This window comes from Nostoc sp. DedQUE05, assembly GCF_034530955.1.
GTDB lineage: Bacteria > Cyanobacteriota > Cyanobacteriia > Cyanobacteriales > Nostocaceae > Nostoc.
Genome location: NZ_JAVRCB010000033.1, coordinates 65,239 through 89,418 on the forward strand (window position 1 = coordinate 65,239; position 24,180 = coordinate 89,418).

General features: G+C 40.8%; 21 protein-coding genes and 2 tRNA genes. 9 read left to right on the plus strand and 14 right to left on the minus strand.

Features of this window, described 5'->3' with window-relative positions; genetic code table 11:
• The first annotated feature begins 155 nt into the window (after positions 1 to 155).
• The 3 genes from RMZ42_RS23095 to RMZ42_RS23105 all read left to right on the plus strand — a co-directional run bounded on the left by RMZ42_RS23095 (position 156) and on the right by RMZ42_RS23105 (position 1,194).
• Positions 156 to 455, plus strand: a complete 300-nt coding sequence (locus RMZ42_RS23095) for a protealysin inhibitor emfourin (protein ID WP_322673607.1) — start codon at positions 156 to 158, stop codon at positions 453 to 455.
• Positions 456 to 581: 126 nt separating this feature from the next.
• Positions 582 to 758 carry a hypothetical protein gene (locus RMZ42_RS23100; protein ID WP_322673608.1) on the plus strand — a complete coding sequence of 59 codons (177 nt, stop codon included), beginning with the start codon at positions 582 to 584 and terminating at the stop codon, positions 756 to 758.
• Between the two features lie 37 nt (positions 759 to 795).
• On the plus strand, positions 796 to 1,194 hold the full coding sequence (locus RMZ42_RS23105; protein ID WP_322673609.1) for a nuclear transport factor 2 family protein: 399 nt from the start codon (positions 796 to 798) through the stop codon (positions 1,192 to 1,194).
• Between the two features lie 36 nt (positions 1,195 to 1,230).
• On the opposite strand, the gene RMZ42_RS23110 is transcribed toward RMZ42_RS23105, so the two are convergent.
• The 6 genes from RMZ42_RS23110 to RMZ42_RS23135 form a co-directional block, all read right to left on the minus strand.
• Positions 1,231 to 1,707, minus strand: coding sequence for a hypothetical protein (locus RMZ42_RS23110; protein WP_322673610.1), 477 nt, complete (start codon positions 1,705 to 1,707; stop codon positions 1,231 to 1,233).
• Between the two features lie 118 nt (positions 1,708 to 1,825).
• Positions 1,826 to 4,222, minus strand: a complete 2,397-nt coding sequence (locus RMZ42_RS23115) for a response regulator (RefSeq protein ID WP_322673611.1) — start codon at positions 4,220 to 4,222, stop codon at positions 1,826 to 1,828.
• A gap of 625 nt (positions 4,223 to 4,847) precedes the next feature.
• Positions 4,848 to 5,429, minus strand: coding sequence for a hormogonium polysaccharide biosynthesis acetyltransferase HpsU (gene hpsU, locus RMZ42_RS23120; RefSeq protein ID WP_322673612.1), 582 nt, complete (start codon positions 5,427 to 5,429; stop codon positions 4,848 to 4,850).
• A gap of 72 nt (positions 5,430 to 5,501) precedes the next feature.
• Complete coding sequence (locus RMZ42_RS23125) at positions 5,502 to 6,458, minus strand: glycosyltransferase family 2 protein (protein WP_322673613.1); 957 nt, start codon at positions 6,456 to 6,458, stop codon at positions 5,502 to 5,504.
• A 24-nt stretch (positions 6,459 to 6,482) separates the two neighbouring features.
• Entirely contained in the window at positions 6,483 to 7,415 is a 933-nt protein-coding gene (locus RMZ42_RS23130) for a glycosyltransferase family A protein (RefSeq protein ID WP_322673614.1), read from the minus strand.
• Between the two features lie 203 nt (positions 7,416 to 7,618).
• Entirely contained in the window at positions 7,619 to 8,446 is an 828-nt protein-coding gene (locus RMZ42_RS23135) for a hypothetical protein (RefSeq protein WP_322659702.1), read from the minus strand.
• A 573-nt stretch (positions 8,447 to 9,019) separates the two neighbouring features.
• Between RMZ42_RS23135 and cobU the strand changes: the two genes are divergently transcribed.
• Entirely contained in the window at positions 9,020 to 9,595 is a 576-nt protein-coding gene (gene cobU, locus RMZ42_RS23140; RefSeq protein ID WP_322673615.1) for a bifunctional adenosylcobinamide kinase/adenosylcobinamide-phosphate guanylyltransferase, read from the plus strand.
• 52 nt (positions 9,596 to 9,647) lie between these two features.
• Positions 9,648 to 10,067: a hypothetical protein gene (locus RMZ42_RS23145; protein WP_322673616.1), complete on the plus strand. Its 420-nt coding sequence runs from the start codon at positions 9,648 to 9,650 to the stop codon at positions 10,065 to 10,067.
• Between the two features lie 202 nt (positions 10,068 to 10,269).
• On the opposite strand, the gene RMZ42_RS23150 is transcribed toward RMZ42_RS23145, so the two are convergent.
• Entirely contained in the window at positions 10,270 to 12,018 is a 1,749-nt protein-coding gene (locus RMZ42_RS23150) for an endonuclease (protein ID WP_322673617.1), read from the minus strand.
• A 495-nt stretch (positions 12,019 to 12,513) separates the two neighbouring features.
• On the opposite strand from RMZ42_RS23150, the gene RMZ42_RS23155 reads away from it, so the two are divergent.
• From RMZ42_RS23155 to RMZ42_RS23165, 3 genes are all read left to right on the plus strand, one after another.
• Positions 12,514 to 13,473: a ribonuclease Z gene (locus RMZ42_RS23155; RefSeq protein WP_322673618.1), complete on the plus strand. Its 960-nt coding sequence runs from the start codon at positions 12,514 to 12,516 to the stop codon at positions 13,471 to 13,473.
• 741 nt (positions 13,474 to 14,214) lie between these two features.
• Positions 14,215 to 16,407 carry a polysaccharide biosynthesis tyrosine autokinase gene (locus tag RMZ42_RS23160; protein ID WP_322673619.1) on the plus strand — a complete coding sequence of 731 codons (2,193 nt, stop codon included), beginning with the start codon at positions 14,215 to 14,217 and terminating at the stop codon, positions 16,405 to 16,407.
• A gap of 199 nt (positions 16,408 to 16,606) precedes the next feature.
• Positions 16,607 to 17,752, plus strand: a complete 1,146-nt coding sequence (locus RMZ42_RS23165) for a SpoIID/LytB domain-containing protein (RefSeq protein ID WP_322673620.1) — start codon at positions 16,607 to 16,609, stop codon at positions 17,750 to 17,752.
• A gap of 213 nt (positions 17,753 to 17,965) precedes the next feature.
• Here the strand turns inward: RMZ42_RS23165 and RMZ42_RS23170 are convergent, their stop codons facing one another.
• Complete coding sequence (locus tag RMZ42_RS23170; protein ID WP_322673621.1) at positions 17,966 to 19,264, minus strand: hypothetical protein; 1,299 nt, start codon at positions 19,262 to 19,264, stop codon at positions 17,966 to 17,968.
• A 216-nt stretch (positions 19,265 to 19,480) separates the two neighbouring features.
• On the opposite strand from RMZ42_RS23170, the gene RMZ42_RS23175 reads away from it, so the two are divergent.
• Positions 19,481 to 19,960 (plus strand): hypothetical protein, encoded by a 480-nt coding sequence (locus tag RMZ42_RS23175; RefSeq protein ID WP_322673622.1) that lies wholly within the window; start codon positions 19,481 to 19,483, stop codon positions 19,958 to 19,960.
• Between the two features lie 89 nt (positions 19,961 to 20,049).
• Here RMZ42_RS23175 and RMZ42_RS23180 read toward each other — a convergent pair.
• The 6 genes from RMZ42_RS23180 to RMZ42_RS23205 all read right to left on the minus strand — a co-directional run bounded on the left by RMZ42_RS23180 (position 20,050) and on the right by RMZ42_RS23205 (position 24,058).
• Positions 20,050 to 20,121 (minus strand) — tRNA-Gln (locus RMZ42_RS23180).
• A 251-nt stretch (positions 20,122 to 20,372) separates the two neighbouring features.
• The gene (locus RMZ42_RS23185; protein WP_322673623.1) at positions 20,373 to 21,170 is read right to left on the minus strand and encodes a WecB/TagA/CpsF family glycosyltransferase; all 798 of its coding nucleotides are present in this window, start codon (positions 21,168 to 21,170) and stop codon (positions 20,373 to 20,375) included.
• Positions 21,171 to 21,662: 492 nt separating this feature from the next.
• Entirely contained in the window at positions 21,663 to 21,917 is a 255-nt protein-coding gene (locus RMZ42_RS23190; RefSeq protein WP_322673624.1) for a hypothetical protein, read from the minus strand.
• A 33-nt stretch (positions 21,918 to 21,950) separates the two neighbouring features.
• Positions 21,951 to 22,034 (minus strand) — tRNA-Leu (locus RMZ42_RS23195).
• 105 nt (positions 22,035 to 22,139) lie between these two features.
• The gene (locus RMZ42_RS23200; protein WP_322673632.1) at positions 22,140 to 23,264 is read right to left on the minus strand and encodes an alpha-hydroxy acid oxidase; all 1,125 of its coding nucleotides are present in this window, start codon (positions 23,262 to 23,264) and stop codon (positions 22,140 to 22,142) included.
• 560 nt (positions 23,265 to 23,824) lie between these two features.
• Entirely contained in the window at positions 23,825 to 24,058 is a 234-nt protein-coding gene (locus RMZ42_RS23205; protein ID WP_322673625.1) for a hypothetical protein, read from the minus strand.
• Between the last annotated feature and the right edge of the window lie 122 nt (positions 24,059 to 24,180).

Sequence of the window (24,180 nt, forward strand, 5' to 3'; positions counted from 1 at the left end):
AGGAGTTAGGAGTTTTTTCTTAACTTCTAACTCCTAACTCTTAACTTCTAACTTTTGAGATGTGTTGTTTGTTGTTGTTAAACTGGGAGTTGAGAAGTATCATCTCCCAGTCTTAGTATGTATTTTAACTAAATAACACAACGGAGAGCAAAAAAATGCGGGTATCACTTGAACGCACGGGTGGCTTTGCTGGAATTACTAAGAAGACAACCGTTGATACAGATACTCTCCCGCCACATGAAGCTGCCACACTTCCCCAACTAGTGGAAGTTGCTGATTTATTTAGGCTACCGGAACTAATTACTTCGCCAAATCCCCAGAGCGATCGCTTTCAATATAAATTAACAGTAGAAGATAACGGCAAGCAACATACAGTGACTGTCAGTGAGTCAGCATTGCCAGGAACCTTAAGACCCCTAATTGAATGGCTACAGATGGTAGCACAGAAAAAGTAAAAATAATTGATTAATTTAATTTTTGAGTGTAAGCAAAGGGGTATTTGATACCTGTGTTGCAAATTTGCCGATGCGAGGATATTTAGTAGTGGTTGGTTTTATCTCCAAAATACGCAAAAAACTTTCTTGTACTTTATTATAAATAATACAGAGACACGCGATCGCTTCTTAAACTTCTTCTACACGGATAAACCCAAAGTTGCTCTTGAACCAACACAGTTTCAAGGCATAAAATCTATACCTAACACTGTAGAATATCTCCTCAGTACTCAGAATTGTGGCACAGTGGTAGTGAGATTTTAAGCAACACGGTATTAGTTTATATCCAGGCGAGGGTAAAATGACACAAAATTCAGAAAATACTTTAAAAGTTGCTCAACAGGCATTTGAGGGTCTAACGCATGGTATGGCAACAGGAGAGTGGGAAGCATTGTTAGATATGCTCACAGAAGATTTCACCCTTTGGTTTCCAATGGCAAAATTCCACGGTTTAAACGTGGGAAAAGAAAGAGCTAGAGAATTTTTCGAGTACGTTTCTGAATCCTTTAGTCCTGGGTTGAAGCTGATTGGTCTAGACCGTGTTACTAGTAATGAAACGACTGCTGTCTTTGAGTTTCGGGACGAGGGGCTTTTATTCGGACAGCCTTACAGAAATCGGGTAGCAGTTTCTTTTGATGTGCGTGGAGACAAAATTTGTGGGTATAGGGAATATTTTGGCAGCGATGGTAAATCGTATTAAATAAGTCGGAATTATGAATTATTTAATTGATTTTTATTAGTTACTCTCAGGGTTGAGTTCGTTGATTTCTTTGCACTTAGCCTCTGCGGCTTGATATGCTGCCAGATAGTCTTGACCACCCAACATTACATCACCGTAATATTCATAAGGTGGATCGCCATAAATTGGCAATGGATCGTCTTCTGGATAATCTTCTTTTGATTCTTCAATGATAGCTTTCAGTTTTTTAACAGTCAAACTATGTGCTGCAAAATACCAGATTTCTTGAGGATTTTTGTTCAGGTGAGGTAACGTGGGATCGATAATCCGGACATCAGAGGTATCGTCTAGCTCAATCCAACTGTGTTCGATCGGTCTATATGGTTTTCCAGCAAAAGCTAAAAATCCCTGAATATACCTTGCTCCCTCAGTAGATAATGCTGCTTTATAAGCATTATCAAACGGAGTGCTAGCTCTGCTGTTTATCTGTTCAGCAATTTTGATTGACAGCGTTTCATCCAATAGTTTGTTCATCAATAGCAAGGATTAGAGCAGCCATAAAAACATATTACCACTGCTACTGACCATTTTGCTTGGGCATTGGGAATTAGTTATTCACTAATGACTAATGACAAATGACTAATGACAAACTCTACTTTGTGCTAATCACCATCTGTAAATTTATTAATAAGTCGCTTGAGGTGTAGGGCTTGGACAAAAGGGTTTTAACACTATTACCAAGGTTTTTAATCATTTCATGATTGGAGGCTAATCCACTAACACCAATAATTTTGATATCTGGATTAATTTTTTTCAATACATTGATAGTTGTTGGCCCATCCATAGATGGCATCATCATATCAACTAACACCACACTAATTTCTTGTTGATGTTTTGTATATAGTGCGATCGCATCAATACCATCACTAGCCACTAAAACTTTATAAGCATTTTGTTCTAACCAGGTTTGAGTAACCTCTCGAATTGAATCTTCATCATCAACAACGAGAATTAATTCTCCATGCCCTGCTGGTAATTCCTGATATCTAGCTAATTTACTATCTGCTTCGATTGTTTGCGTTACGGGTAAGCAAACTTGAAACTCTGTACCTTTGCCCACTTCACTAACTACATTCACAAAACCGCTGTGGCTTTTGATAATGCCAAGGACTGTTGAAAGACCAAGCCCTGTGCCTTTACCCACTTCTTTTGTTGTGAAAAATGGCTCAAAAATTCTATCTATTATTTCTCTTTTAATTCCTATACCTGTATCGCGCACGGTAATCATCACATAAGAACCCGCCTTAGCATCAATATTCATCCGAGCATAATGGCTATCAACCCAGAAATTCTTCGCAGAAATCTTTAGGATACCGCCATGAGGCATAGCATCACGAGCATTAATGCAGAGGTTCATCAGCACTTGGTGTATCTGAGTTGCATCACCAAAGACATCCCACAGGTTTTGCCCAGGAACATCAATGTCGATTTCAATAGCTCTGGAAAATGTTTGCTTAACAATGTTTTCGATTTCTAAAATTGAATTCCGTATCTGTAAGGTTTTAAAGTTACCTACAGAGCCACGTGAAAACCATAGCACTTGTTTAACTAAATCTGCTGCACGTTTAATATTAGTTTCCATAATTGTCAGCCATTTCTGACTATTTTCATCCGGCAGCTTTGCCTCTAAAAGTTGTACTGTCATCATCATCGGTGTCAGTGCATTGTTGAGGTCATGAGCGATGCCACTTGCTAGAGTGCCAAGACTCTCCATCCGCTGGGCCCGGAGAAACTGGGCTTCAAGTTGCTTTTTCTCTGTGATGTCGGAGTTGACAATCAGGATGGATTTGGCTTGCCCCTCATCATCATTTACTAGTGTCCAGCGACTAGCAACGATGATTTCTTTGCCTTGTTTTGTGACTTGATATAACTCACCTTGCCACGCACCACTCTCAGCTAAAGTTTCCTGGATGTTTTTCAATTGCCAAAAACTTTGCTTTTGATAAAAAAGCTGATTTGCATTCTTGCCCACTACTTCTTCTGCCATCCAGCCGTAGAGATGTTCAGCCCCTTGATTCCAAAATTGAATTTGGTTAATCAAATTTTGAACGATAATCGCATCTGTGGTGATGTTAAGCAAAGCAGCTTGCTCGCGGATTTTCTGTTCTGCATCTTTGCGATCGCGTAGCGCAGCTTGCTGTTCGGTAATATCAATTACAAAACCCGCCATTCGAGCAACTTTACCTGTAGAGTCTAAAAAGATATACCCATTGTTCTCAACTGTGATATAAGTGCCATCTTTACGACATACGCGAAATTCAAGATGGAATCGCTCTTTTGTGGATAAAACGCGGTTAATCTCTTTGTTAAAAAAGCTGCGATCGTTAGGATGAATCAATTCTAACCAGCGGTTCAAACCTCCCAACATCTCAGGCATAGAGTAACCTAATATTCGCTCTACATTGCCATCATATTTAATCTCATTAGTATGCAAGTGCCAATCGTAGAGAATCTGACCACTTGCTTGAATTAGTGCTTGATAGCGATTGTTCCACTCATCTAATGCATCTGAATGACATCGTAGTTTTTCCTCTACTCGCTGACGCTCCAAAATTTCGCTCTCTAAACGGTTATTTTGCTCTGTAAGTTTTTTTGTGAGGTTCCGTAAACGTAAATGGGTATTTATCCTAGCTAAAACTTCTTGAGATTCTAAAGGTTTGGTAATGTAATCTACAGCCCCAAGATTCAAACCTTTAACTTTATCTACCTTGTCACTCATGGCAGTTATAAATATTACGGGAATATCTTGAGTGGCTGGATTGTTTTTCAAAAGTCTACAAGTCTCAAAACCGTCAATTCCTGGCATTAATACATCCAGTAAAATCAGGTCAGGTGAAGCATATTCTGCCATATAAACGGCACTTTGCCCATCTTCAGATACTAAAACTTGAAAGCTGTAATAATCTAAAAAATCAAATAATACTTGTAAATTAACAGGAGTATCATCGACTATTAAAATAACAGGTTTTTCATTTATATTAACATTCATACTTGCCTCTTATTAAATTTATTTAAAAACTTCTATAATTTATTTTTCTTGAAAATAAAATCTTTAAAATACTTACGTAAAACTACAGGTGGTAGGGGCAATTCATAAATTACTCTTATCTAAAAATCAGGGTTTCAGCTATTGTTTGCGTAACTCCTGTTTTAGCAAGTTGATGAAGATGTGTGGCAGATAGCACTCGATCGCCTACTTGTTGGAATAGCAAAAATAATTTTGCTATTTAAAATGTCTCTTGGCTGATTTGAGATACCATACTTTCTGCCAATTTTTTAGATACACACAAATTTTAGACTTAAATTAAAAAGATTTAATTAAATAAAAGTAAACTATTTCCACAAAATAGCGGTTTCCAAGTGATGAAGTATATATAGGAATCCGGTTTGATTCCTGAATTTACTTGCGTGAGCAGGGAACAGGAAAGAAGGCATAGATCCGTACTGAGTCTTGTTCAAAAATGAAATAGAAGTCCTATACCTCATTCTTATTAGAAAAAGCTATATAGCGATCGCACTTTTATTCTCTTTCCAAAAACAAATAAATATATATATGGAAAAGTTAAGGGCGCACAGCTAGCTGCACGCCCTTACTATGTTTATCTATAAAAAATCTATGGAGTTGTGGAGGGATCGAGTTTTAGCCGAGCCGTTTTGGGGTGACAGGGACTTCCCCAACAAACCTGCCCAGAAGGCATATTAGTAAAAACACTACTCCGAGCGCCAATTACAGCATTAGCCCCGATTTGCACTCCTGGCCCCACAAAACAATCAGCCGCTACCCATGCACCATTTTCAATGGTGATACTTGCTGTTTTCAACCCAAAGGCAGGATCTTGGAGATCGTGAGTACCAGTACACAGGTAACTTTTTTGGGAAACTACGCAATGTTCGCCGACTTCGATCCGATCGAGGCTATATAAAACTACGTTATCTCCAATCCAACTGTAGTTACCAATGGTAACTTTCCAGGGGTAGGTAAATCGGGCTGTAGGTCGAATTAATACACCTTTGCCGATACGAGCGCCAAATAATCGTAACAAAGCACAACGCAGAATATTTAACGGTTGAGGAGTGAGAGGAAAGGCGATCGCTTGTACAAACCACCATAATAAAACATACCAACTTGGACGCCCCCGGTCAAACCAAGATTGGTCGTATTTGCGTAAATCTACGAAAGGTTGGTCATTAGTCATTAGTCATTAGTCATTAGTCATTAGTCATTAGTCATTAGTCATTAGTCATTAGTTATTTGTTATTTGTTATTATCAGGAATCAATGGTCAATAGCTTTGCTTCTGCTTCTCTGCTCCCCTGCTCCTCTGCTCCTTCTTTTGGGATAGTTGCAGTATTTAAGTGACCACCACAGTTGCGTAATTCGTAAAGTTTAACGCCAATTTGATATTCATATTGACTCAGTAAACGTGCATAGATATATCCTGCTTTGCCATCTAAAAAACCGCGTTGAATTATATAAAATAAAACAAACCGCAAAACGGGTTTAAATGGTAGGTGTACCCAAACTTTTTTCAAAAATCTTTTGCGTTGTACGGCATCACCAAATAGATTAGCGCCGATAGTACCGCTATCATCTTTACCTGTAAGAATATTAAAATAAACCCTGGCTTCCCAGTTGGAATATCTGTTGTGCCGTTCTAACCAGTGGTAAAGGTCGCGGAAGTCTTCGTGGAGCATATCATTTTTGAGATACCCAACTTTCCCTTGCAAAATCACGTGTTCGTGAACTTCGTTATCACCAGTATTAGGAATATCTTCTGTATTTAGATTTTCGTAGCGACCTTTTTTATGTTGAAATAAACGTAGATTCCAATCAGGATATTTCCCGCCATAACGAATCCATTTTCCTAAGAAAAATACGCGGCGGTTGAGATAATAACCTGTATATTCATCATTTTGAATTGCTTGCTCAATTTCTGACCAAAGTTCGGGGGTGATGCGCTCATCACAATCTACAATTAGCACCCATTCATTACGAAAAGGCAAATTATCTAAAGACCAATTTTTCTTTTTAGGCCAGCGTCCATTGAAGTTGAATTGTACGACATTTACACCGTAACTTTTAGCAATCTCAATGCTGTTGTCAGTACTTTGAGAATCTACTACAAATATTTCATCTGCTCTGCTGAGGCTAGTAAGGCAAGCAGGCAAGTTAGCTTGTTCGTTTTTTGCCGGAATTAGTACTGAAACTGGTATTTTAGATGACATATTGAGTAAAAATTATGTTACTGGTTATTTCTTATTTGATGTAGATAAAAGACCCTGAATAGCAGCATTTAAGTAACCAATCTGACCGTAAGCATACACCAGTTTGTCAAACCGTTCTGCTGGATCGGAGAAATACTGTAAAGCTTTATACAAGCCTCGCACAAACCGTTCGCTACCTCGCTGTAATTGAGCGATCCCAGCTTTACCAGCGAGTTGTTCTCGATAGCATTCACTGATACCTTGCCACCAGCCCCGGTTTAAAAACCAAGAGCGTTGGAGGCGCTCTGGGGCTACATTATGAGCGACGAGTGCTTCGGGAAGATAAGCGACTTGCCAACCACGCTGTAGAGCAAATTCGGTCATTTGCAGTTCTTCGTTAGATAATAAATTTTTACCCACTCGACCGAGATGGGGATCGAAACCGCCAATTTCTTCGAGGAAACTGCGGCGGATAGAGTAATTTAAGCCTCTGGGTGTTAAGCCAGGTTGCTCAATGTAGATGTTACTGTCACCTAAGTCGTATGCACCCAGATTTGCAGCTAGCCCTGGAGATAGCCATCGTGGTTGTTGAATTCCTGGAGGCCACAGGAGAGTGACTTTGCCACCTGCGATCGCTAGCTTAGAATTATTGTAATAGGCAGAATATAAAACTTGTAGCCAGCCCTTACTGGCAACGGCATCATCATCTAGATAAGCAAGAATATCACCACTGGCTACCTTTGCACCCGTGTTGCGGGCGACAGATAAACCAATGGTGGGTTCAAAAACATACTTCAGGCGCGGATTGTGGCTTCTTTGTTCTACAACCTCACGAGTGCGATCGCTAGATCCATTATCAACTACCACAATTTCAAAGTCAGCCGCAAAATCCTGATCTAAAAGACTATCAATTGCAGCCCCTAAATAGGTATCTCGATTGTGGGTACAGATAATGGCAGAGATTTGGATGTCTGGCATAGATTGAATTTTGGATTTGAGATTTGGGACTTCGGCTCCTTTCGACTTCTCTACGAGACGCTACGCGAACGCTCAAGGCAAGTCGCTCAGTCGAACGATTTTAGATTAAAATCTAAATCCAACGCTATAACTGCTGAGAGTTAATCTAAACCAAAAGTTACCGACCTACCAACCGAGTTTCTTCGGAAATAATCTTTAAAACTTTACGTTTGTTGAATATGACTGTGTAAAACTACAAGAGTTTGCGCCAGTTGACTAAGGCGGGTTTCCAAAGATTGCTTGCGCCCTAACAGTTGACGTAACTTTTGGTAACGAGCGATCGCCATACTAACATTGGGAACCTGATCCGGTGGACATGGACGCGACCAAACTTTACCAGTATCGTCTACACCACAGAGGCGATAGCCAGTAATAGATGATTGATAAGATACTTTTCCACCAGTGGCACAAATTTCTTCTACGTAGTTCATCAGGCGGTCAACTTCTGCATGGCGCAGTGTCGCAGTTCCTCCTGGTTCTGGTTCGGGGGGATTGGATTCTAACCAGCCATTGACAATTGGCCCTTCTAAGTAAATATCCTGAATTTGTTTCAAAATATTTTGCAATTCTGTTTGCCAACCAGCAACAGTTTCCTGAATTTCTTGCAATAGATTCATTGCCAATGCTGGATTCGCTCCGTGGCGATGGCTACTAAAAGTGGGAGTTTTCAACTTGGGTAGGCTGGGTGTTTTGTTACCATTCTCTTCTGCTTGAAAGGTCTGCACAGATTCATGGTGAGGAAAGAAATTTTGGTCAGAAGGAGAATAATTTTCAGTATTTACGCTTAAGTCAACTGTTTGTCCTTGTGACTTTACTTCCTCATCCTGAGAGGATGGAATTTGTGTACTTTCTGTAGGTTCGTTAGCTCCGACGCTGATTCTAAAGGAGAAAGGCCGTTTTGTTGTCGAATCAGTTGTTTCGGCAGTAGAGGCAGTGCCGCGATTCCCTAAATCGTGTAGAGTTGCTTCAATGCGTTTTAAGCCTGCGTTCATAAAGACATCCTAAAGTTTGCTGTCCCCAGTAGTATTGAATAATTAAGAATGGGGTAGTTGGGATTTTTGGCTTTTGCCAGTTGTAGCATCTAATGATGCTGGTGCTAATTTTATCCCTTAAAAGTTATTTGAAACCAAAAATCTCACCCATGAAGTAAAAAAATGTGGCGATCAATTGTAACCGTGGGTATGTAGAGGAGGCAGGAAGTTAGAATTTATCTGTTGCTCTTAGAGGTTGTTTGAAAAGTGTTTGACTGTGATTTTAATTGCGTTGTTACCCCCCTTAGTCCCCCCTTGTAAAGGGGGGAAACAAGAAAAATCCGGTTCCCTCCCCCTTTACAAGGGGAGGGTTAGGGAGGGGTAAAAAATATTTGATACATCAATCACGACTTTTCAAACATCCTCTTAACCCCATCTAATTCCAGACCACGAAATTGTAGATTTTGCTGGAGGACTTAAACCACAAGCTTACTTGCGATAATAACCATAGGAGGCGACGGCAATATTCCTTCTGCCTTCTGCCTCCTGCCCTCTGCCTCCTGCCTCTCTTGTTAAAATACTCAGTAAAAAACTTTGGGTAAAATCATTTTAGTAACAGGGCCAGCACGATCTGGTAAAAGTGAATGGGCAGAAACTTTAGCTATGCAGTCAGGAAAAGCAGTTGTTTATATAGCAACAGCCACCGATAACCCAGATGACCAAGAGTGGCACCAACGCATTTTAGAACACCAACAACGTCGTCCCCAAGACTGGGTAACTTTATCTGTACCTGTGGAACTGTCTGCTACCCTTGCTGATGCCAAACCCTATACTTGCCTCTTAGTTGATTCTTTAGGGACTTGGGTTGCCAATCTCCTAGAACAGGATGAATCTAGCTGGGAAAATACCCTTGCAGAATTATTAGAGACGGTGGAATTGGTTGCTGCTGATATGCTGTTTGTAGCAGAAGAAGTGGGTTGGGGTGTGATCCCAGCTTATCCCCTTGGAAGGATGTTCCGCGATCGCCTCGGTTCTTTAGTAAGACAGCTAGCAACACTTAGCGAAACTGTTTATTTAGTGACTGGCGGCCATGTTCTCAATCTCAGCATCCTTGGTTCGCCATTGCCAAATAGAGCTGATGCTGGAACATTCAGAAGTCAAGATTCTTAACTGTTGATTCAAATTAATCTCAAATTCCAAATCTAAAATCTAGAATTGTAATATGGCAACCAAACAAGAAGTTAAAGGATACCTTGCCTACTGGTTTCAGTTGGGTAAGAGGGTGATTACGGGCAACGGTAAGGCAAGCTTTTTGCCCCAATCGGTGCTAAATGGCGATCGCTATAGTGAAGAATTTGAAGAATGCTGGCAAAAAATTATTTCACCGCAATCGGGTGATTGTTACCTTGAGGGTACACATGAAACTATTGCTGAATTGTTGACGCCAACATGGAATATGCTACCTTGCAGCCGATGCAGTATGCCAGTAGCCGCGCGAAACGTCGGGATGCCGGCGTTGTTATGTCCCTGCAATGATTTACCTAACTGGCCGAATACTGAATTGCCAGCACCGCGAGAGCCAATTAAAACTCAAAACCAACTCCAAACAATTCGCGATCGGCTTGTAAAGAATATTACATAAAAAAATTGCTATGGGACTTCCAAAGAAAAAAATATCCCACAATTAACAGTCAGCAACTTCAAGCGAGATAATTTATTTTTTGGAGTTCCCTATAAGACCAATCGCAACTTCAACGACTGTCGAAAAACTCATCTGCTCAATTTCTCAAAAATGCAGGTCTAAAACTCTTCCCACCAGGATAGAGTTAAGACCTATGTATTTTTTAGTTGCAGTAGGTTCGTTGTGGCAGGGTAGAATCTAATACAAAGGGATTATCATTACCTTGGGGTGTTTTAGCGATCGCATGACTGCGTGCTACCTCACCAGCATCAATTGGATCGTCTGCTTGCCACTTACAGAGAGTATCCTTTTGTGCTTCAAAGAAGCTTGCATTCGCCAGTTCTGGATAGACTGTGCGGAAATAGAAAATTACCCGAGCAATATCTCCTTTCTTCCCCTCTCGTGGTTCAAAGAATCCCCGTCTGAATTCACTGTATTTGTCAATATCCTGCGGACTTGGTTTGAAACTTAGCTCATCATCATCGAGATACCAAGACATAGTTTGATTATCAGGAATATCTCCAAATGGAAAGTTGGCGCGATCGCTGTTAATTTCGATCCGTGAAGCAAAGAGGTTATGCAAATCGCTTTTTGCTGGGCCCTCAGCTCCCATACTCTGCGGCCAGACGTGTTCAGCATTGATTCTGTGTCGTGCTGCTTCCTCTCTGGGTTTATCTGAATTTGGGTCGAGCGGAACACTGTAACCAGCGTAGATGTCCGTTACTGTACCGCCTTGGTTATCTATTTTGGTGTAGAGCAAATCACGGGCACTACCATATCCGAGGCTAGCACGAGGGGAGTAAAGGCTGTCTAGTTTTTCCAGTAAATCGTCTCCTGTAACACCAGAAAGAATTGTGCCTGGTGTAACTGGTGGTTCAGGGCTGCTAACTGGGACTGATGGAATGGGAGTAGTTTCACCAATCGCTGGTAGAGTAAATCGAGCAATCACAGGGTCATGATCGCTGACTGCACTAGAAATCCCTGCGTTAACGTGAACAGCATTGATCTCAGGATTTCCATTGTTAAACAAATTTGGGGTAATCAGGATTTGGTCAATTTGTTCCTTATTCCCTTGAAAGACATAAGAGAAGCGGTCATCTTGAGGAATTTTGTTTACCAAATTTTTCAGCTGATTTCCTTCAAGGATTTTAATCGGCTGGGAGTCTGGAGTATCGTTTAGATCGCCAAGGACGACAATATTTGCATTTGGGTCAGTAGTTAAGCGATTTTCGACAAATTTGTTAACAATTGTTGCCTGCTCTATCCGTTTCGGGTTGGAAGCTGCTCCTCCACTTTTAGAAGCAAAGTGATTGTTGATCAAAGTGATAGGAATATCATTGAAAGTAAATTCACCCACTAAAGGTTTGCGACTTTTTAAAAAAGCTGGATCGTCCGCAAAGCGTTCAAGCTTTTGTAGCTTAACTCGTTGAGGATTGAACAAAAAGCCTACCCGAATATTGCCACCTGGTTGGCCTCCATCAAGTCCGTTCTGAGGAGGAATTTCCCGATATTCATAGGCTGGGCCTCCTACAGATTGGATAGAACTGATCAGAGTGTCAGCAGTCAGAGTAGCATCAACTACAGAACTTAACTCAGCTCCATCATTGTCTTGTACTTCTTGCAAAGCAATAATATCTGGTTTTTCAAGATTAGTAACAATCTGGTTTGCCAAAGCTGTAAACTTACCGTTTCTCACATCATCATCGACGTTTCTGGGCGACCTATCATCAACCTTAGAAACGTTTTCCTTTTTAGGATCGAGGTTTTCGACGTTAAAGGTGGTAATCGTTAATTGCGTAGGACTCCCTACCAAAGATGTAACTTGTACAGCATGAGCGATTCCTGAAGGAAGCCAGAATGCAAGAAAAACGATAAAGCACAGTGTATGCAAGACTTTTCGGAAAGAACTCATGAACATTCTCCTTAATTGCAAATAGAGACTTAACTCAGTTGGAGCGCCATTCCGAAGATATGAGAAGCAAAGAAATTGAAGTTTTTCTAAAGCCATTTGACTAAGAAAAACAATCTATCTGTTTCAGTCCAAAATCAAGTATTGAGTGCAAGCTTATGTTTGTATTAAGAGATGTACTTCGATTCCCAAGAAGAAGTCATAACACAACCAATAATACAGCAGTCATTTGGTATTTATCAACTTATTATCTAGTCACTTGCGGATACTAAATTGCGATCGTAACTAGTAACAAATGCCTTATGCTTCTCAAGAGTGCTGAATGGGGAATCTTACTTTTTTACTCAGGACTGAGAACGGGCTAAATGCCCCGCTAATAAAACTTTGAACTGTTTTGGCCCATGCCCAATGCTCAAATTCCTAAATATTTTGCTCAATAACCGTGCCACTATAGAAAATAGAGCTGCAAATTGAGCAATAGGAAGACTAAAGAACACTGTGCAGATAACATTCTTAGGGACGAGTTCCGGTGTACCCACGCGATCGCGCAATGTTTCCAGTGTCGCTCTGAGATTACCCCAAAGGGCAGAACTGTGGTTATTTGACTGTGGCGAAGGTACTCAGCATCAAATTATGCGGAGTGAACTGAAAATCAGTCAACTCTCCCGAATTTTTATCACCCACATGCACGGCGACCACATCTTTGGCTTGATGGGACTTCTTGCTACTTGCGGCTTGGCTGGCAATGTGGAACGAATTGATCTCTATGGCCCACCTGGATTAAATGATTACATTCAATCCGCCTCACGTTATTCCTACACGCATTTTTCTTACCCGATCAAAGTTCACGCCATCCGTCCAGGGATAATTTATGAAGACAATGACTTCACCGTTAGCTGCGGTAATTTGCATCATCGAATTACAGCTTTCGGCTACCGCGTAGCCGAAAAAGACCGAGCCGGACGCTTTGATGTGGAAAAAGCCAAGGCATTGCAAATTCCTCCTGGTCGGGTTTACGGTCAACTCAAACGGGGTGAAACAGTTACCCTTACAGACGGACGGGTGATTGATGGCACCCAATTGTGCGGCCCTACAGAAATTGGTCGAAAGATTGCCTATTGTACAGATACAATTTATTGTGATGGTGCAGTGGAATTAGCTCATGATGTCGATGTATTAATTCACGAAGCAACCTTTGCCCATCAAGATGCAGATATGGCTTTCCAGCGGTTACATTCCACAACCACAATGGCAGCGCAAACAGCTTTAGCTGCTGGTGCGCATCGACTGATTATGAGTCATTTCAGTCCCCGCTATGCTCCCGGAAATACTTTAGAGTTGAAGGATCTCCTCAAAGAAGCTCGTGCTATTTTTCCCCGTACTGATATGGCTTACGATTTTATGATTCATGAAGTACCCAGACGACGGGAAATAGAGTTAACCAAGGTAAGCGTTTAAATTTTGGACTTTCCTGCGTAACGCTACGCGTAGCTTCCCTGGAAGGGTACGGCTACGCTAAGTCTAACGATTTTAGATTTTAGATTTCCTACTGAGCGCTTCTAATCTAAAATCTAAAATTAACCAGGTTCTATTTTAGATTTTAATAGTCTCAATCATAAAATCAAGCAAATAAACAGTAGCTTTATTTTCTGAGTAAGTAAACTATTTAACCAACAATTTACGGTTAACTAGATGTATCAATAATATACAAATAGTATGGTTTAAATATTTTTATCAATGTGTTTTTTCTATTACAAGTTATTAAAATAACTATAATATATCTAGTAATATTATGAGTTGGATAATTTTATACTCAAATACTTAGGAAAAATAATTAATTTTTCGTCAAGATTTTTATTCCTTAAATAAAATATTTATTAAAAATTTATCCTTCTAACACTGATTCAGAATTTATATGCATGAATTGATGAACATGAAAGCACCAGTTGGCATAATGTTGTGCCAAATTAGCTTGTCATTGTTGGAAGAAGAATTAAGTATGCGATCGCAGCTATTATACCATTTTGAAAAATGATCGCGACACATGGATTCACACCAAGCCAGACGCACCAAGGCAATTTCCAATCCAAAATCTAAAATCCAAAATCTAAAATGGTATTAGGTGTAAAAAAAATCATTTCATATTTCTCATAAATCTTCCAAATAAATATAGTGTTTCGATATTAGAGGAGTTTAATAGTGGCTAAGACTAGTCTGAATCAAAAGCAACAGGTTACTACTTCAACACAAGGCGCAGTTGACATCAGACAACTATCTACTATTTTGCTTCGCCGACGCTTTCTGATCTTTGGGGTTTCCTGTGTAGTTATGTCAGTTGCTAGCCTCTTGGCTATCAATGCAAAACCTACTTACCAGAGCAATATGCAGATATTGGTGAATTCCCATTTATCTCAAGGATCGCAGTCAAATACTCAGGTTACTAATTCAAATTCTCAAGTTGTTGATTCCACTACTCAGATGAAACTTATGCTGAGTTCTAAGTTGCTTCAAAAAGCTGTAGATTTACTCCATTCTGATTATCCTGAGCTTACTTTAGAAGATATCAATGGTCAAAAACAACATAACAAAAAAGCACCTTTAGAAGTAACTCCAGAAGCGGGAGGTATAGGAGCAAATAAAGTTTTTAATCAAGCATTTAAAGTTTCTTTTAATGATGACGATCCAGTAAAAGCACAAAGAGTACTTCAAGCGCTACAGAAAGTCTATCAAAACTACAACAAACAGCAGCAAAAAGAACGTCTGAATCAGGGATTAGCTTTTGTAAACACTCGCCTACCTGAAATGAAAAAAGAGGTAAGTAAAGCTGAGAAAAACTTAGAACAGTTTCGCAAAAAACATAAATTACTCGATCCCGAAGTCCAAAGTAAAATTCTGCTAGAATCTCTAGCCGATATTCAACAACAATTACAAACCACTCGTGCCAATCTTCAAGATGTAAACGCTCGCTACGAGAATCTAGAGCAATTAATAGCGTCTTCGTCTCAGCAGAATACACTACTTTCTTCTCGTTTAAATCAGTCAAGCCGCTATCAAGCATTATTAAGTGAAATTCAAAAGACTGAACTAGCGTTGGCTAAGGAGCGGCTCCGCTACACAGATGATTATCCATCGGTACAAAAATTAAAACAGCAACGCCAAAGTCAACTTTCCCTCTTGCGAGAAGAGGTGAAAACTATTACTAATACTAGTAAGGAAAAGCCTTTATTCAAAGGACAAATGTTAGGGGTCGATCCAACGCTAGTAGATGAGTTTGTTTTGGTACAGACAAGTGTTTTAGGACTCACTGCCAATGAAAAAAATTTAGTCGAATCAGAACAGCAACTACGCTCTGAGCTAAACAAATATCCAAGCTTAATAGCAGAATATAATCGTCTGTTGCCAAAGGTAGAAACTAGTCGTAAAAACCTTGAACAACTAATCCAGGCACAACAGTCATTAGGACTGAAAATTGCTCAGGAAGGATATAACTGGCAAGTTTTGACAGAACCTTCTCCCGGTATTTATATGGGCAACAACAGATTATTCTTTTTGGTTGGAGGAGCAGTAATTGGGCCGATTTTAGGTATCTTAGCAGCTCTGATTTTGGAAAAGTTTAATGACGCTATTTATTGTGCCGAAGATTTAAAGAAACTGACGAACCTACGTATATTAGGATCGGTACCAAAACTACCGTCACGTGGTGTCAAAAAACGGCGATTTGGCCTGCCTTGGAATGTCCGAAGTAGGTCAAATTCTTCTGTAATAGAAGCCAGCAGTAAATTGCCCGTCCATGAAACTTTGGACATGATTTATCAAAATATTCAAATATTAAAATACCCCTTACCATTCAAGTCGCTGATGTTCACTTCAGCATTACCAGGGGAAGGAAAGACAACCTTAGTATTAGGACTTGTAGCTAGCGCTGCCCGGATGCATAGACGGGTATTAGTAATTGATGCTAACCTACATAATCCTAGCCTACACAAAATCTTGGAACTATCCAATGATTGGGGACTCTCTCTGTTATTAGTTGATGAGACAACTACTCATTTTCAAGATTACATCCAGCCGATTCACCCCTCTATTGATATTTTGACTGCTGGGCCAGAACCAGAAGACACAGTGAAGTTGCTCAGTTCTCAACGAATGAAGGAACTAATAGAGCTATTTGAGCAAAGTTATGATCTAGTACTAATAGATGCTCCATCTATTTTAGGCACGGTTGATGCCAGGATTGTGGCATCTTTTTGCAATGGTATTGTAATGGTAGAGCGTATGGGGAAAGTGACTCGAACTGAACTGACTCAAGCAACAGAAATTTTGAGTAAGTTGAATTTAATTGGAATTATCGCTAATGAAGCGAGCAATTCTCAAAAGGTATTGGCATCGTAAATCGAAGAATAAAAGTTTCTCTTCCACAGCAGTCAGATTTGGACGATTCACTTTTTCTGATTTCTACCTTATATTTAAAGCAAAATGCATAATTAGTAGGAGGTGGCAACCTCCCGCGTTGGAGAACTGTCTCATCTTAAAGTAGTAGACGCCATAATCCAGAGCGTCAATTAGATACTAGTGTGATTAGATGATCGGTATGAAATTCCAACTTTACTTAGGCTCCTTATTTTCTCAGATTAAAGTACGTTATTGGTGGGTAAGTATCTTTTTGTGGATTGCTTTGGTTGCCCCAGCCCAAGCGTCTGTAATTTTACGCGTGGCAATTGAGAGGGGTGTTAATCAGGTAAAAGTAGGCAGTTCCACCACTGGGATTGTTAAGGATAGTACTGGCCGGACTCTCGGACAGTTGCCAGCGATGAGCGCATATTATGCCCAAGCCGTTCCTGGCGGAGTTGCTTTAGATAAGTGGCAGTCTGGTTTATTTTGGATTGAGCCAACTGGTAAAGGATTTGTTTATATTGGCGATCGCTGGTATCGAGGCAGAACTCTGGTTGTCCCCACAGAAAAAGGTTTAACGGCTGTTAACTGGGTTGATGACCAGGAATATCTCTACAGCGTTCTTGGTGGCGAAATGGATGCTAGCTGGCCCCAAGAAGCACTAAAAGCCCAAGCGATCGCAGCCCGCACTTACGCCCTCTACGAACGAGAAAGACAACGCAATAATCCCGTTTACGATTTAGGCAATACCCCCGATCGCTGGCAAATTTACAAAGGTGTCATCAGTGAATCTCCTGCTACTTACGCCGCAGTGGATTCTACTCTAGGGCAAGTACTAACTTACAAAAACCGGATTATTCTCTCAGTCTTCCACGCTTGTTCTGGAGGACACACCGAAAACGTAGAAGATGTTTGGGGAAATACCCTCCCTTACCTACGTGCGGTTCAAGACTACGATCAAAATATCCGCGAGTGTAATTGGGTGAAAACCTTCTCGCCCAGTGAAATTAGCGCTAAATTTCCTGAAGTGGGCAGCGTGACGGCGATGATTCCAGAGACATACTCACCTTTTCGCAGTGTTAAAGTTTTAAAAATTGTCGGTAACAAGGGCACGAAGGTGCTACAGGGTGAAGAAGTGCGAACAGCCCTCAAGTTAAAAAGTACCAAATTTAGCGTCACTAAGGGGGCTGATGGTAGTTTTGTACTACAAGGGCTTGGCTATGGTCATGCTTTAGGTATGAGTCAGTGGGGGGCGTACAATCTGGCTCGGCAAGGAGTGAACCATCTGCAAATTTTGGGACATTATTATCAAGGTGTAGCTCTAACACCAATTCAGGCGAAGTAATCAGGGATTGGGGATTGGGGATTGGGGATTGGGGATTGGGGATTGGGCGTTGGGCATTGGAAAGAGGACTTGGAGACAAGGAGAATTGGGGACAAGGGGAAAGACTTGTTGTAAGTTCTAAACTTTTGTCACCTTGTCACCTTGTCCCCTTGTCCCCTTGTCCCCTTGCTTCCCCTGCTCCCCTGCTCCTCTGCTCCCCTGCCCCTCTGCTTCCTATTCCCCACTCCCACGTTCTAAGCGCCGTTGCCATTCAGCATCAATTTTTGCAGAACGTTCAACTTCTTGGTCGAGTAAGTCAGTTTCGCTAGAATACACTAAATCTTCGTTGCCAATGACTTTTTCTGTTGCAAATTGTTGAGCATAGTTGATTTTTTGTTGCAAAAGTGCATCAGGACTTGCCAATACCCTTGCTCTGGAAAGGCGATCGCGGTTGCGATCGCCTATTTTGCGATTACGCCACTGAATCCAGAAATAACGCAATAACGGTATACCTAAAAAACCTACTCCGTAAGCCAATAGCAGCCAATAAATTCCTTGTACAAAAGCTACCAGTCCACCTAACTGGACGGCAACAGTTCCATCTCTCAATAAACTTCCCAGTACTAAAGCACCAACAAAATTTAGTATCCCTAACCCAGCACTCAGCATAATTTGCCCGGAACTTGCCGCGCTAAAACGCCAAGGAAATTCCTCTAAACGATCTGATATTGCATGACGGCGCTTTTTAACTGCACTCACCTGCAATTCTGGGAAGTAATAAACAATTTGACCTTCTGGACTTACCCCTGGTTGCCCATTAAACCGCGTCAGAACGGGCAGCATATAATCTTCGTACTCTTTTGTGTATCCTTCGCCAATGTCATCCAAATATGGGGCAATTTGTTCTGCTACAACTGCACCACGGTTACTCCGAATCACCGTAGCAATTTCTTGCCAGCGACGTTCTTCTAAGTTGGCGTTCGGATTACCATCGCCAAACAAAAACGAAAACACAGCTTCAAAGAAATTCAGATTGCTTTCTTCCCGCCTTTCAGGTCGGCGTTCCTGATAGTGGGTGTCATAATTTGGGCTAAGATACCAAAATAAATTTGGAAAATAGAAGAAGCCTCCACCGCCGGAATTACTGCCCCGATTGTCGCCGTCACGGTCTGAATTGATAGAGGTAATGATAATGAAGATGGTAACAGTTATCAGAGCGATGGAAACAGTTAAGAAAATTCCAAAAGAAATGCGAATCAGGTAAAACAGAACACTCCAGACTTTTTTCCACCATTCCTGCAATCGTAGCCGAAAGTATTTATTACGCAAAATTGCTCGAAAATTTTGTGGAAAAAGGAAAACTATATCACCTGAATCCGCTACCTGCAAATGCCCGCCAGCATCAGATGCCAGAGCTAACAAGCTTTGATTAGCTTCAGCGACGTTCAATCCTGCCTGAGTTGCCACATCACCAACGGTGACACGGTAGCCCAGTTGTTCCACAGCCTGCATGATGGTGGGACTGGGAGCCATTGCTCTCCCCTCCTATTGAAAATTATTCCTTTTCTTAAGTATAAAGTTTTATTTTGAGCGACTTAGCTGGGATAGAGGTAACAATTCAAAATTCAAAGTGTTGACGTTCGGTCTTCAACTCTTTAATTGACTAGACAATCAACAAACGATCGGACACGCAAAATGATATAATTACTTGCCTCAGCTTGGTTAAATCAGCAAATTTACTGCTCAAATATGGTTCAATACACTCTCGCTCAAAGCCCAGAAATTATCCTTACTGTTTCTGGAAAAGATTCATCCAAAGCTCGTGATAAAGCAATGGATCAGCTAATGGAACTGATGGATGCAGGTAAGCTACCCACGGAACTGGAAGAAGGATTTGGCCCTCAACAATTAATTGAGGTAAAAGAGTCAACTATTGATACTGCTAATGGTGAAGATACTATTACACAAGCTGTCCAGATTCTGAGTAACCTGGCCACGCTCAAACTGAAAGTTCAGGAGTCACGATCTGAAGCGTTGGAAATTCGTAAAGCTGTTGATATTCTATTTACTGATGACTCGGTGACAGAAGAGGAAATGACTCGACTCAAGGAAGGTTTTAAAGTTCTCAAAAACTTTGCCCAAGCTAATGTGCGTTACCAAGAAGCGCGAGCTAAAGCAGAACTAGCTAGGCAGACCCTAGATCAAGCTCTCAAATCCCCTGATAAGTAACATTTACAGAATTAGATGCATTGAAATACATCTTAAAAACTCAATTAAATACTCTAAAAGACAGGCTACTATGCCTGTCTTTAGATTAACTGGGGCGCTAGGATTCGAACCCAGGGATGGCGAGACCAAAACCCGCTGCCTTACCACTTGGCGACGCCCCAATAATTTCACTATGGTTAATATAACACTTAGTCCTGGGTTAATGTCAAGTACTTTAATAGTTGATTTCAGATAATGGGTTTTTACAGCAGGATAGTGATTGGTGGGAATCCTTGTACTTGAATTCTTTCATCGCTTCAGGTGAACCCTTGAATCTTCGTGCTTTAAGCAGAAGATTTTTTCCTTAGCATCTAAAGTCTAGTTCTCTTGATGATGAACCGCTTTGAGTCTGTCTTAACCTATTTCTTTTTCTTTAGTCTCCAGTCTCGTGAAGGAAGACCCCTGCAATCCGACTTGATGACAGTAGTTGCTTAGTAGCCAGCCATATAAAGAGTGGAATAGTCTTAGCATAGCGGCCGCAAAGTCGGCGCGGTTCTTGAATCCATCGATACAGCCATTCAAGTCCTAAGTCTCGAACTATGCGGGGTGCGCGCTTATGAATTCCGGCATAAACTGGAAAAACTCCACCCAGTCCAATCATTACAGCTTGTATTTTGCCCTTATGTTGAGCTATCCAATTTTCTTGTTTGGGACATCCCAAAGACACTAAGACAGCGCTAGCACCACTAGAGTTAATCTTTTTAACCAAGGCTTCGTCTTCAATTTCAGTTAGGGGACGAAAGGGTAGAGGTTCCATTGCCGCAATCTTTATCTGCGGAAATTCTTTCTCTAACCTGTTTTGCATCCTAGAAAGAATTTCTGTTTGGGAACCTACAAAGAAAATGCTCAGATTTTGTGTTTGAGTTAGCTGACACAAGGCGAGAAAAATATCCATCCCTGCCACACGGTCTTGGTAAAGCGCTCCCATTTTTCGCATCATCCACACCAGAGGCATACCATCAGGAGTAACTATATCTGCATTTCGCAATACGATGGCAAACTCTGGATTCCAATGGGCTTCAATGAGCATGTGTACATTGGCTACATATACAGTTTTACTCTCACGCCTACTCGCCCACTTCAGTATTGTTTGTATCTGCTCGTCAAACCGTAAAGCAGTAATAGGAAAATCAAGCACTTTTTTAGTAGGTAGAAGCACTCTCGCCACCATCAATAACTCCTGTATCCAAGAAAACAATTCATAGATTACCTAGACCAATCACAACGATTTAATATTTAGATTGGATGACTCCTGACTTTTTGTAAGCTTGTGTGATTGTTGGAAGTTAACACGTGGAGGTGCAATTGCCTTTTTAGTATACTTTTGGCTTAATCGGTAATACTAGAATTATTTACTGTTGTGTCCTAGCTTACTGTTTTATGTTAAGGATTTTAGACACTGCTTGACAAAATTCATACTTCCTTCATAATTAATTTTCAGTTAGTTCATCCAAGCATTATAATTGCGATAAATTCCTAGAGAAAAACTGTATATTAAGTAGTATACACTACTTAATTACTTAAGTATAAATGTAAAATGCTAACTAGTTAATCTGCGGGTTTTATACGTCAATATGCGCTTAAGAGGTTGAATTAATTTAGTATATTTTAAGGAATAATAATTTTCTTTTCTCTTATAATAATTTCCAAATTTATTACAGATTTAATAATGTAGTGTCTGTATTGAAAAATCTCTAAATTTTCTTTTTTTCTGAAATAAAAGCCCAAAAAATAAGGGAAAGATAAATTTATCTTTCCCTGGTCTATCGTTTTTGCTATTGTCTGGCTTGTTACTTTCTTTAAGTCTTTGGCGTAACATTTGCCTTTGTTTTTTTAGTTGACGCTTCCTAGCAGAACCGCCTCTACCTTTATCATTTCTGCCTTCTTTACGGGGAGATTCCCATCTTTTCAGGCGCATAAGTTTTTAACCTCTTTAGTACTTGTTTGGTAGTGGGCAGGAGGAGAATCGAACTCCTATGACCGTAAGGCCGCCACATTTTGAGTGTGGTGCGTCTACCAATTCCGCCACCCGCCCTTGTATCTAACCTTAACTAGTATACTCTAATTAAGGGATTTTGTAACAAGTCTGAAAATTATTTCTGAAAGTTTTGCTGGAATCACATTTCTAACAGTTCTCCGACTAAAAGCGTGGCAGGGTTAATAAACTAGGGTCAATATCCTGCATTTTGGCACAGCCGCTAAGTGCCATTGCCACATTTAACTCATCTTGTAGGAGCGAGATGACATGAGATACGCCGATTTGCCCTGCTATGGCTAGTCCCCACAATATAGGTCGTCCGATTAGTACTGCTTTTGCTCCTAATGCCAGAGCTTTGAGAATGTCTGTGCCTCTACGAATGCCGCCATCCAACAGTACTTCTACCTTGCCATCCACTGCGGCTACTATTTCAGCGAGGGCATCTAAAGAAGCGATCGCACCATCAAGTTGTCTGCCACCATGATTAGAAACAACAATTGCTTTGGCTCCATATTCTACAGCCCGCACAGCATCATCTGGGCGTAAAACTCCTTTGATAATTAAAGGTAGTGGAGATAAAGACTGCAACCATTTCAAATCGTCCCAAGTGACTGCTGGGTTGAGTTGTTGGGCAAAGTAAGTAAATAATCCAGATTCGCCTTTTTCATGGGAAATATCTAGTCCTGAGATACTAGCAAGATTAGCCAGGTGTAAGTCTTGAGGTAAAGCAAATTCATTACGTCTATCTCTCTCGCGCTGTCCGAGAACGGGTGCATCTACAGTGAGACAAAGTGCTTTGTAGCCTGCTTTATAGGCTTTTTCTACCAAAGCACGAGTTAATCCCCGATCTTTATGGATGTAAAGCTGGAACCATCGCAGAGAATCTGGAAACTGATTACATGCAGTCGCCACTTCTTCAATGCTCTTTGTTGCCATTGTACTTAACACCATACCCACACCAGCTGATGCAGCAGCTAAGGCCGTGGCAACTTCTCCGTCTGGATGGGCTAGACATTGAAAAGCCATCGGTGCAATTAACAAAGGTAGTTGCAGGGGTTGTCCTAAAATGGAGGTACTTAGATTGCGATCGCTCACATCGACTAATATTCGAGGTCGCAGCTTGACTCGCTCAAAGGCAGCACGATTATCTCGTAATGTGATTTCGTCCCAAGCACCACTGCTATAGTAATCAAGTGTCGTTTGAGATAGATATTCTTTTGCTAGCTTTTCGTACTCAAAAAGGTTGATGGGTTGAAAGCGATCGTTAGTAGATAAATCGGTAGACATCATTAAATCTATAGCAAGGGACTGGGGACTGGGGACTGGGTGAAAAGTCTTTTTGTGTCTAAGTTTTATCATCTGTTGATGTCCTAATCACCAAGGCTTGTGCTATGAGATAAAACTTTTGTTCGTAGTGAGCGATTTATCGCTCTGCATAAGATTTTAAATGGCTAGAGCCGCTGACTACGATTATTCTTTGTCAAGGCTTGCAAATGTATTTATTTTTACTTAGTTAGCGATCGCTCAATTAATTTATGTGTTGAGGCGTTGTTCAACAAATAGTATCAAGATTGCTCCCAAAAAAAGACCTCTGGCGTAAAGCAGAGGTCTTTCTGTTTCAGAACATTGTAAAATTTATAAGCAATGTAAAACGCTGATATGGTTAATTTAGTGGCTTCTGTGCCACGAACACAAAAATAGTAACCCAATTGCCAATCCCATACTGACCATTATTATTACTCCTATACCGACAATGCGTAGGCGCAGCCCGCCGCAGGCATCGCCAACATTTAGGTACAGATATAGAAATCTAATGCTGCGACCAAAACTTCATTTTATGCAAGATTTTAGGAGAACTTTTCCCAGGATTGGGCAACTAATTGGCTTAACCAGCGGCGTTGTTCCCGATCCAGTAGTGGATCGTCTGCTAACAACTGAGCGGTCAATTCTTCCAAAGATTGACCCTGAGCGCGGACAATTTTAATTACTCCAGCGATCGCACTGGCAACTAGTTCTTCATCAATTGGCTGTTGTCGCAGAGCAATAATTTCTTGGGGACTGTCTGGAATGGGATAATTCATGGCGTGGGTTTACAGAAATACAAAATGAACAATAACTTTGACAAACTCTTAAAATTTCTTCACTGAATCTTTACGAAACTAATAGGGCGGAGTTTACCTTACTTTATGCCTTAAGAAAATCT

Excerpts from the sequence above, each read along its gene's own strand:
- RMZ42_RS23205 (WP_322673625.1), bottom strand. The coding sequence starts at position 24,058 with ATGAATTATCCCATTCCAGACAGTCCCCAAGAAATTATTGCTCTGCGA.
- RMZ42_RS23105 (WP_322673609.1), top strand. The coding sequence starts at position 796 with ATGACACAAAATTCAGAAAATACTTTAAAAGTTGCTCAACAGGCATTT.
- RMZ42_RS23165 (WP_322673620.1), top strand. The coding sequence starts at position 16,607 with ATGAAATTCCAACTTTACTTAGGCTCCTTATTTTCTCAGATTAAAGTA.
- RMZ42_RS23145 (WP_322673616.1), top strand. The coding sequence starts at position 9,648 with ATGGCAACCAAACAAGAAGTTAAAGGATACCTTGCCTACTGGTTTCAG.
- hpsU (WP_322673612.1), bottom strand. The coding sequence starts at position 5,429 with ATGACTAATGACCAACCTTTCGTAGATTTACGCAAATACGACCAATCT.
- RMZ42_RS23175 (WP_322673622.1), top strand. The coding sequence starts at position 19,481 with ATGGTTCAATACACTCTCGCTCAAAGCCCAGAAATTATCCTTACTGTT.
- RMZ42_RS23200 (WP_322673632.1), bottom strand. The coding sequence starts at position 23,264 with ATGTCTACCGATTTATCTACTAACGATCGCTTTCAACCCATCAACCTT.
- RMZ42_RS23115 (WP_322673611.1), bottom strand. The coding sequence starts at position 4,222 with ATGAATGTTAATATAAATGAAAAACCTGTTATTTTAATAGTCGATGAT.
- RMZ42_RS23190 (WP_322673624.1), bottom strand. The coding sequence starts at position 21,917 with ATGCGCCTGAAAAGATGGGAATCTCCCCGTAAAGAAGGCAGAAATGAT.
- RMZ42_RS23095 (WP_322673607.1), top strand. The coding sequence starts at position 156 with ATGCGGGTATCACTTGAACGCACGGGTGGCTTTGCTGGAATTACTAAG.
- RMZ42_RS23125 (WP_322673613.1), bottom strand. The coding sequence starts at position 6,458 with ATGTCATCTAAAATACCAGTTTCAGTACTAATTCCGGCAAAAAACGAA.
- RMZ42_RS23170 (WP_322673621.1), bottom strand. The coding sequence starts at position 19,264 with ATGGCTCCCAGTCCCACCATCATGCAGGCTGTGGAACAACTGGGCTAC.
- RMZ42_RS23110 (WP_322673610.1), bottom strand. The coding sequence starts at position 1,707 with ATGAACAAACTATTGGATGAAACGCTGTCAATCAAAATTGCTGAACAG.
- RMZ42_RS23150 (WP_322673617.1), bottom strand. The coding sequence starts at position 12,018 with ATGAGTTCTTTCCGAAAAGTCTTGCATACACTGTGCTTTATCGTTTTT.
- RMZ42_RS23185 (WP_322673623.1), bottom strand. The coding sequence starts at position 21,170 with ATGGTGGCGAGAGTGCTTCTACCTACTAAAAAAGTGCTTGATTTTCCT.
- RMZ42_RS23135 (WP_322659702.1), bottom strand. The coding sequence starts at position 8,446 with ATGAACGCAGGCTTAAAACGCATTGAAGCAACTCTACACGATTTAGGG.
- RMZ42_RS23130 (WP_322673614.1), bottom strand. The coding sequence starts at position 7,415 with ATGCCAGACATCCAAATCTCTGCCATTATCTGTACCCACAATCGAGAT.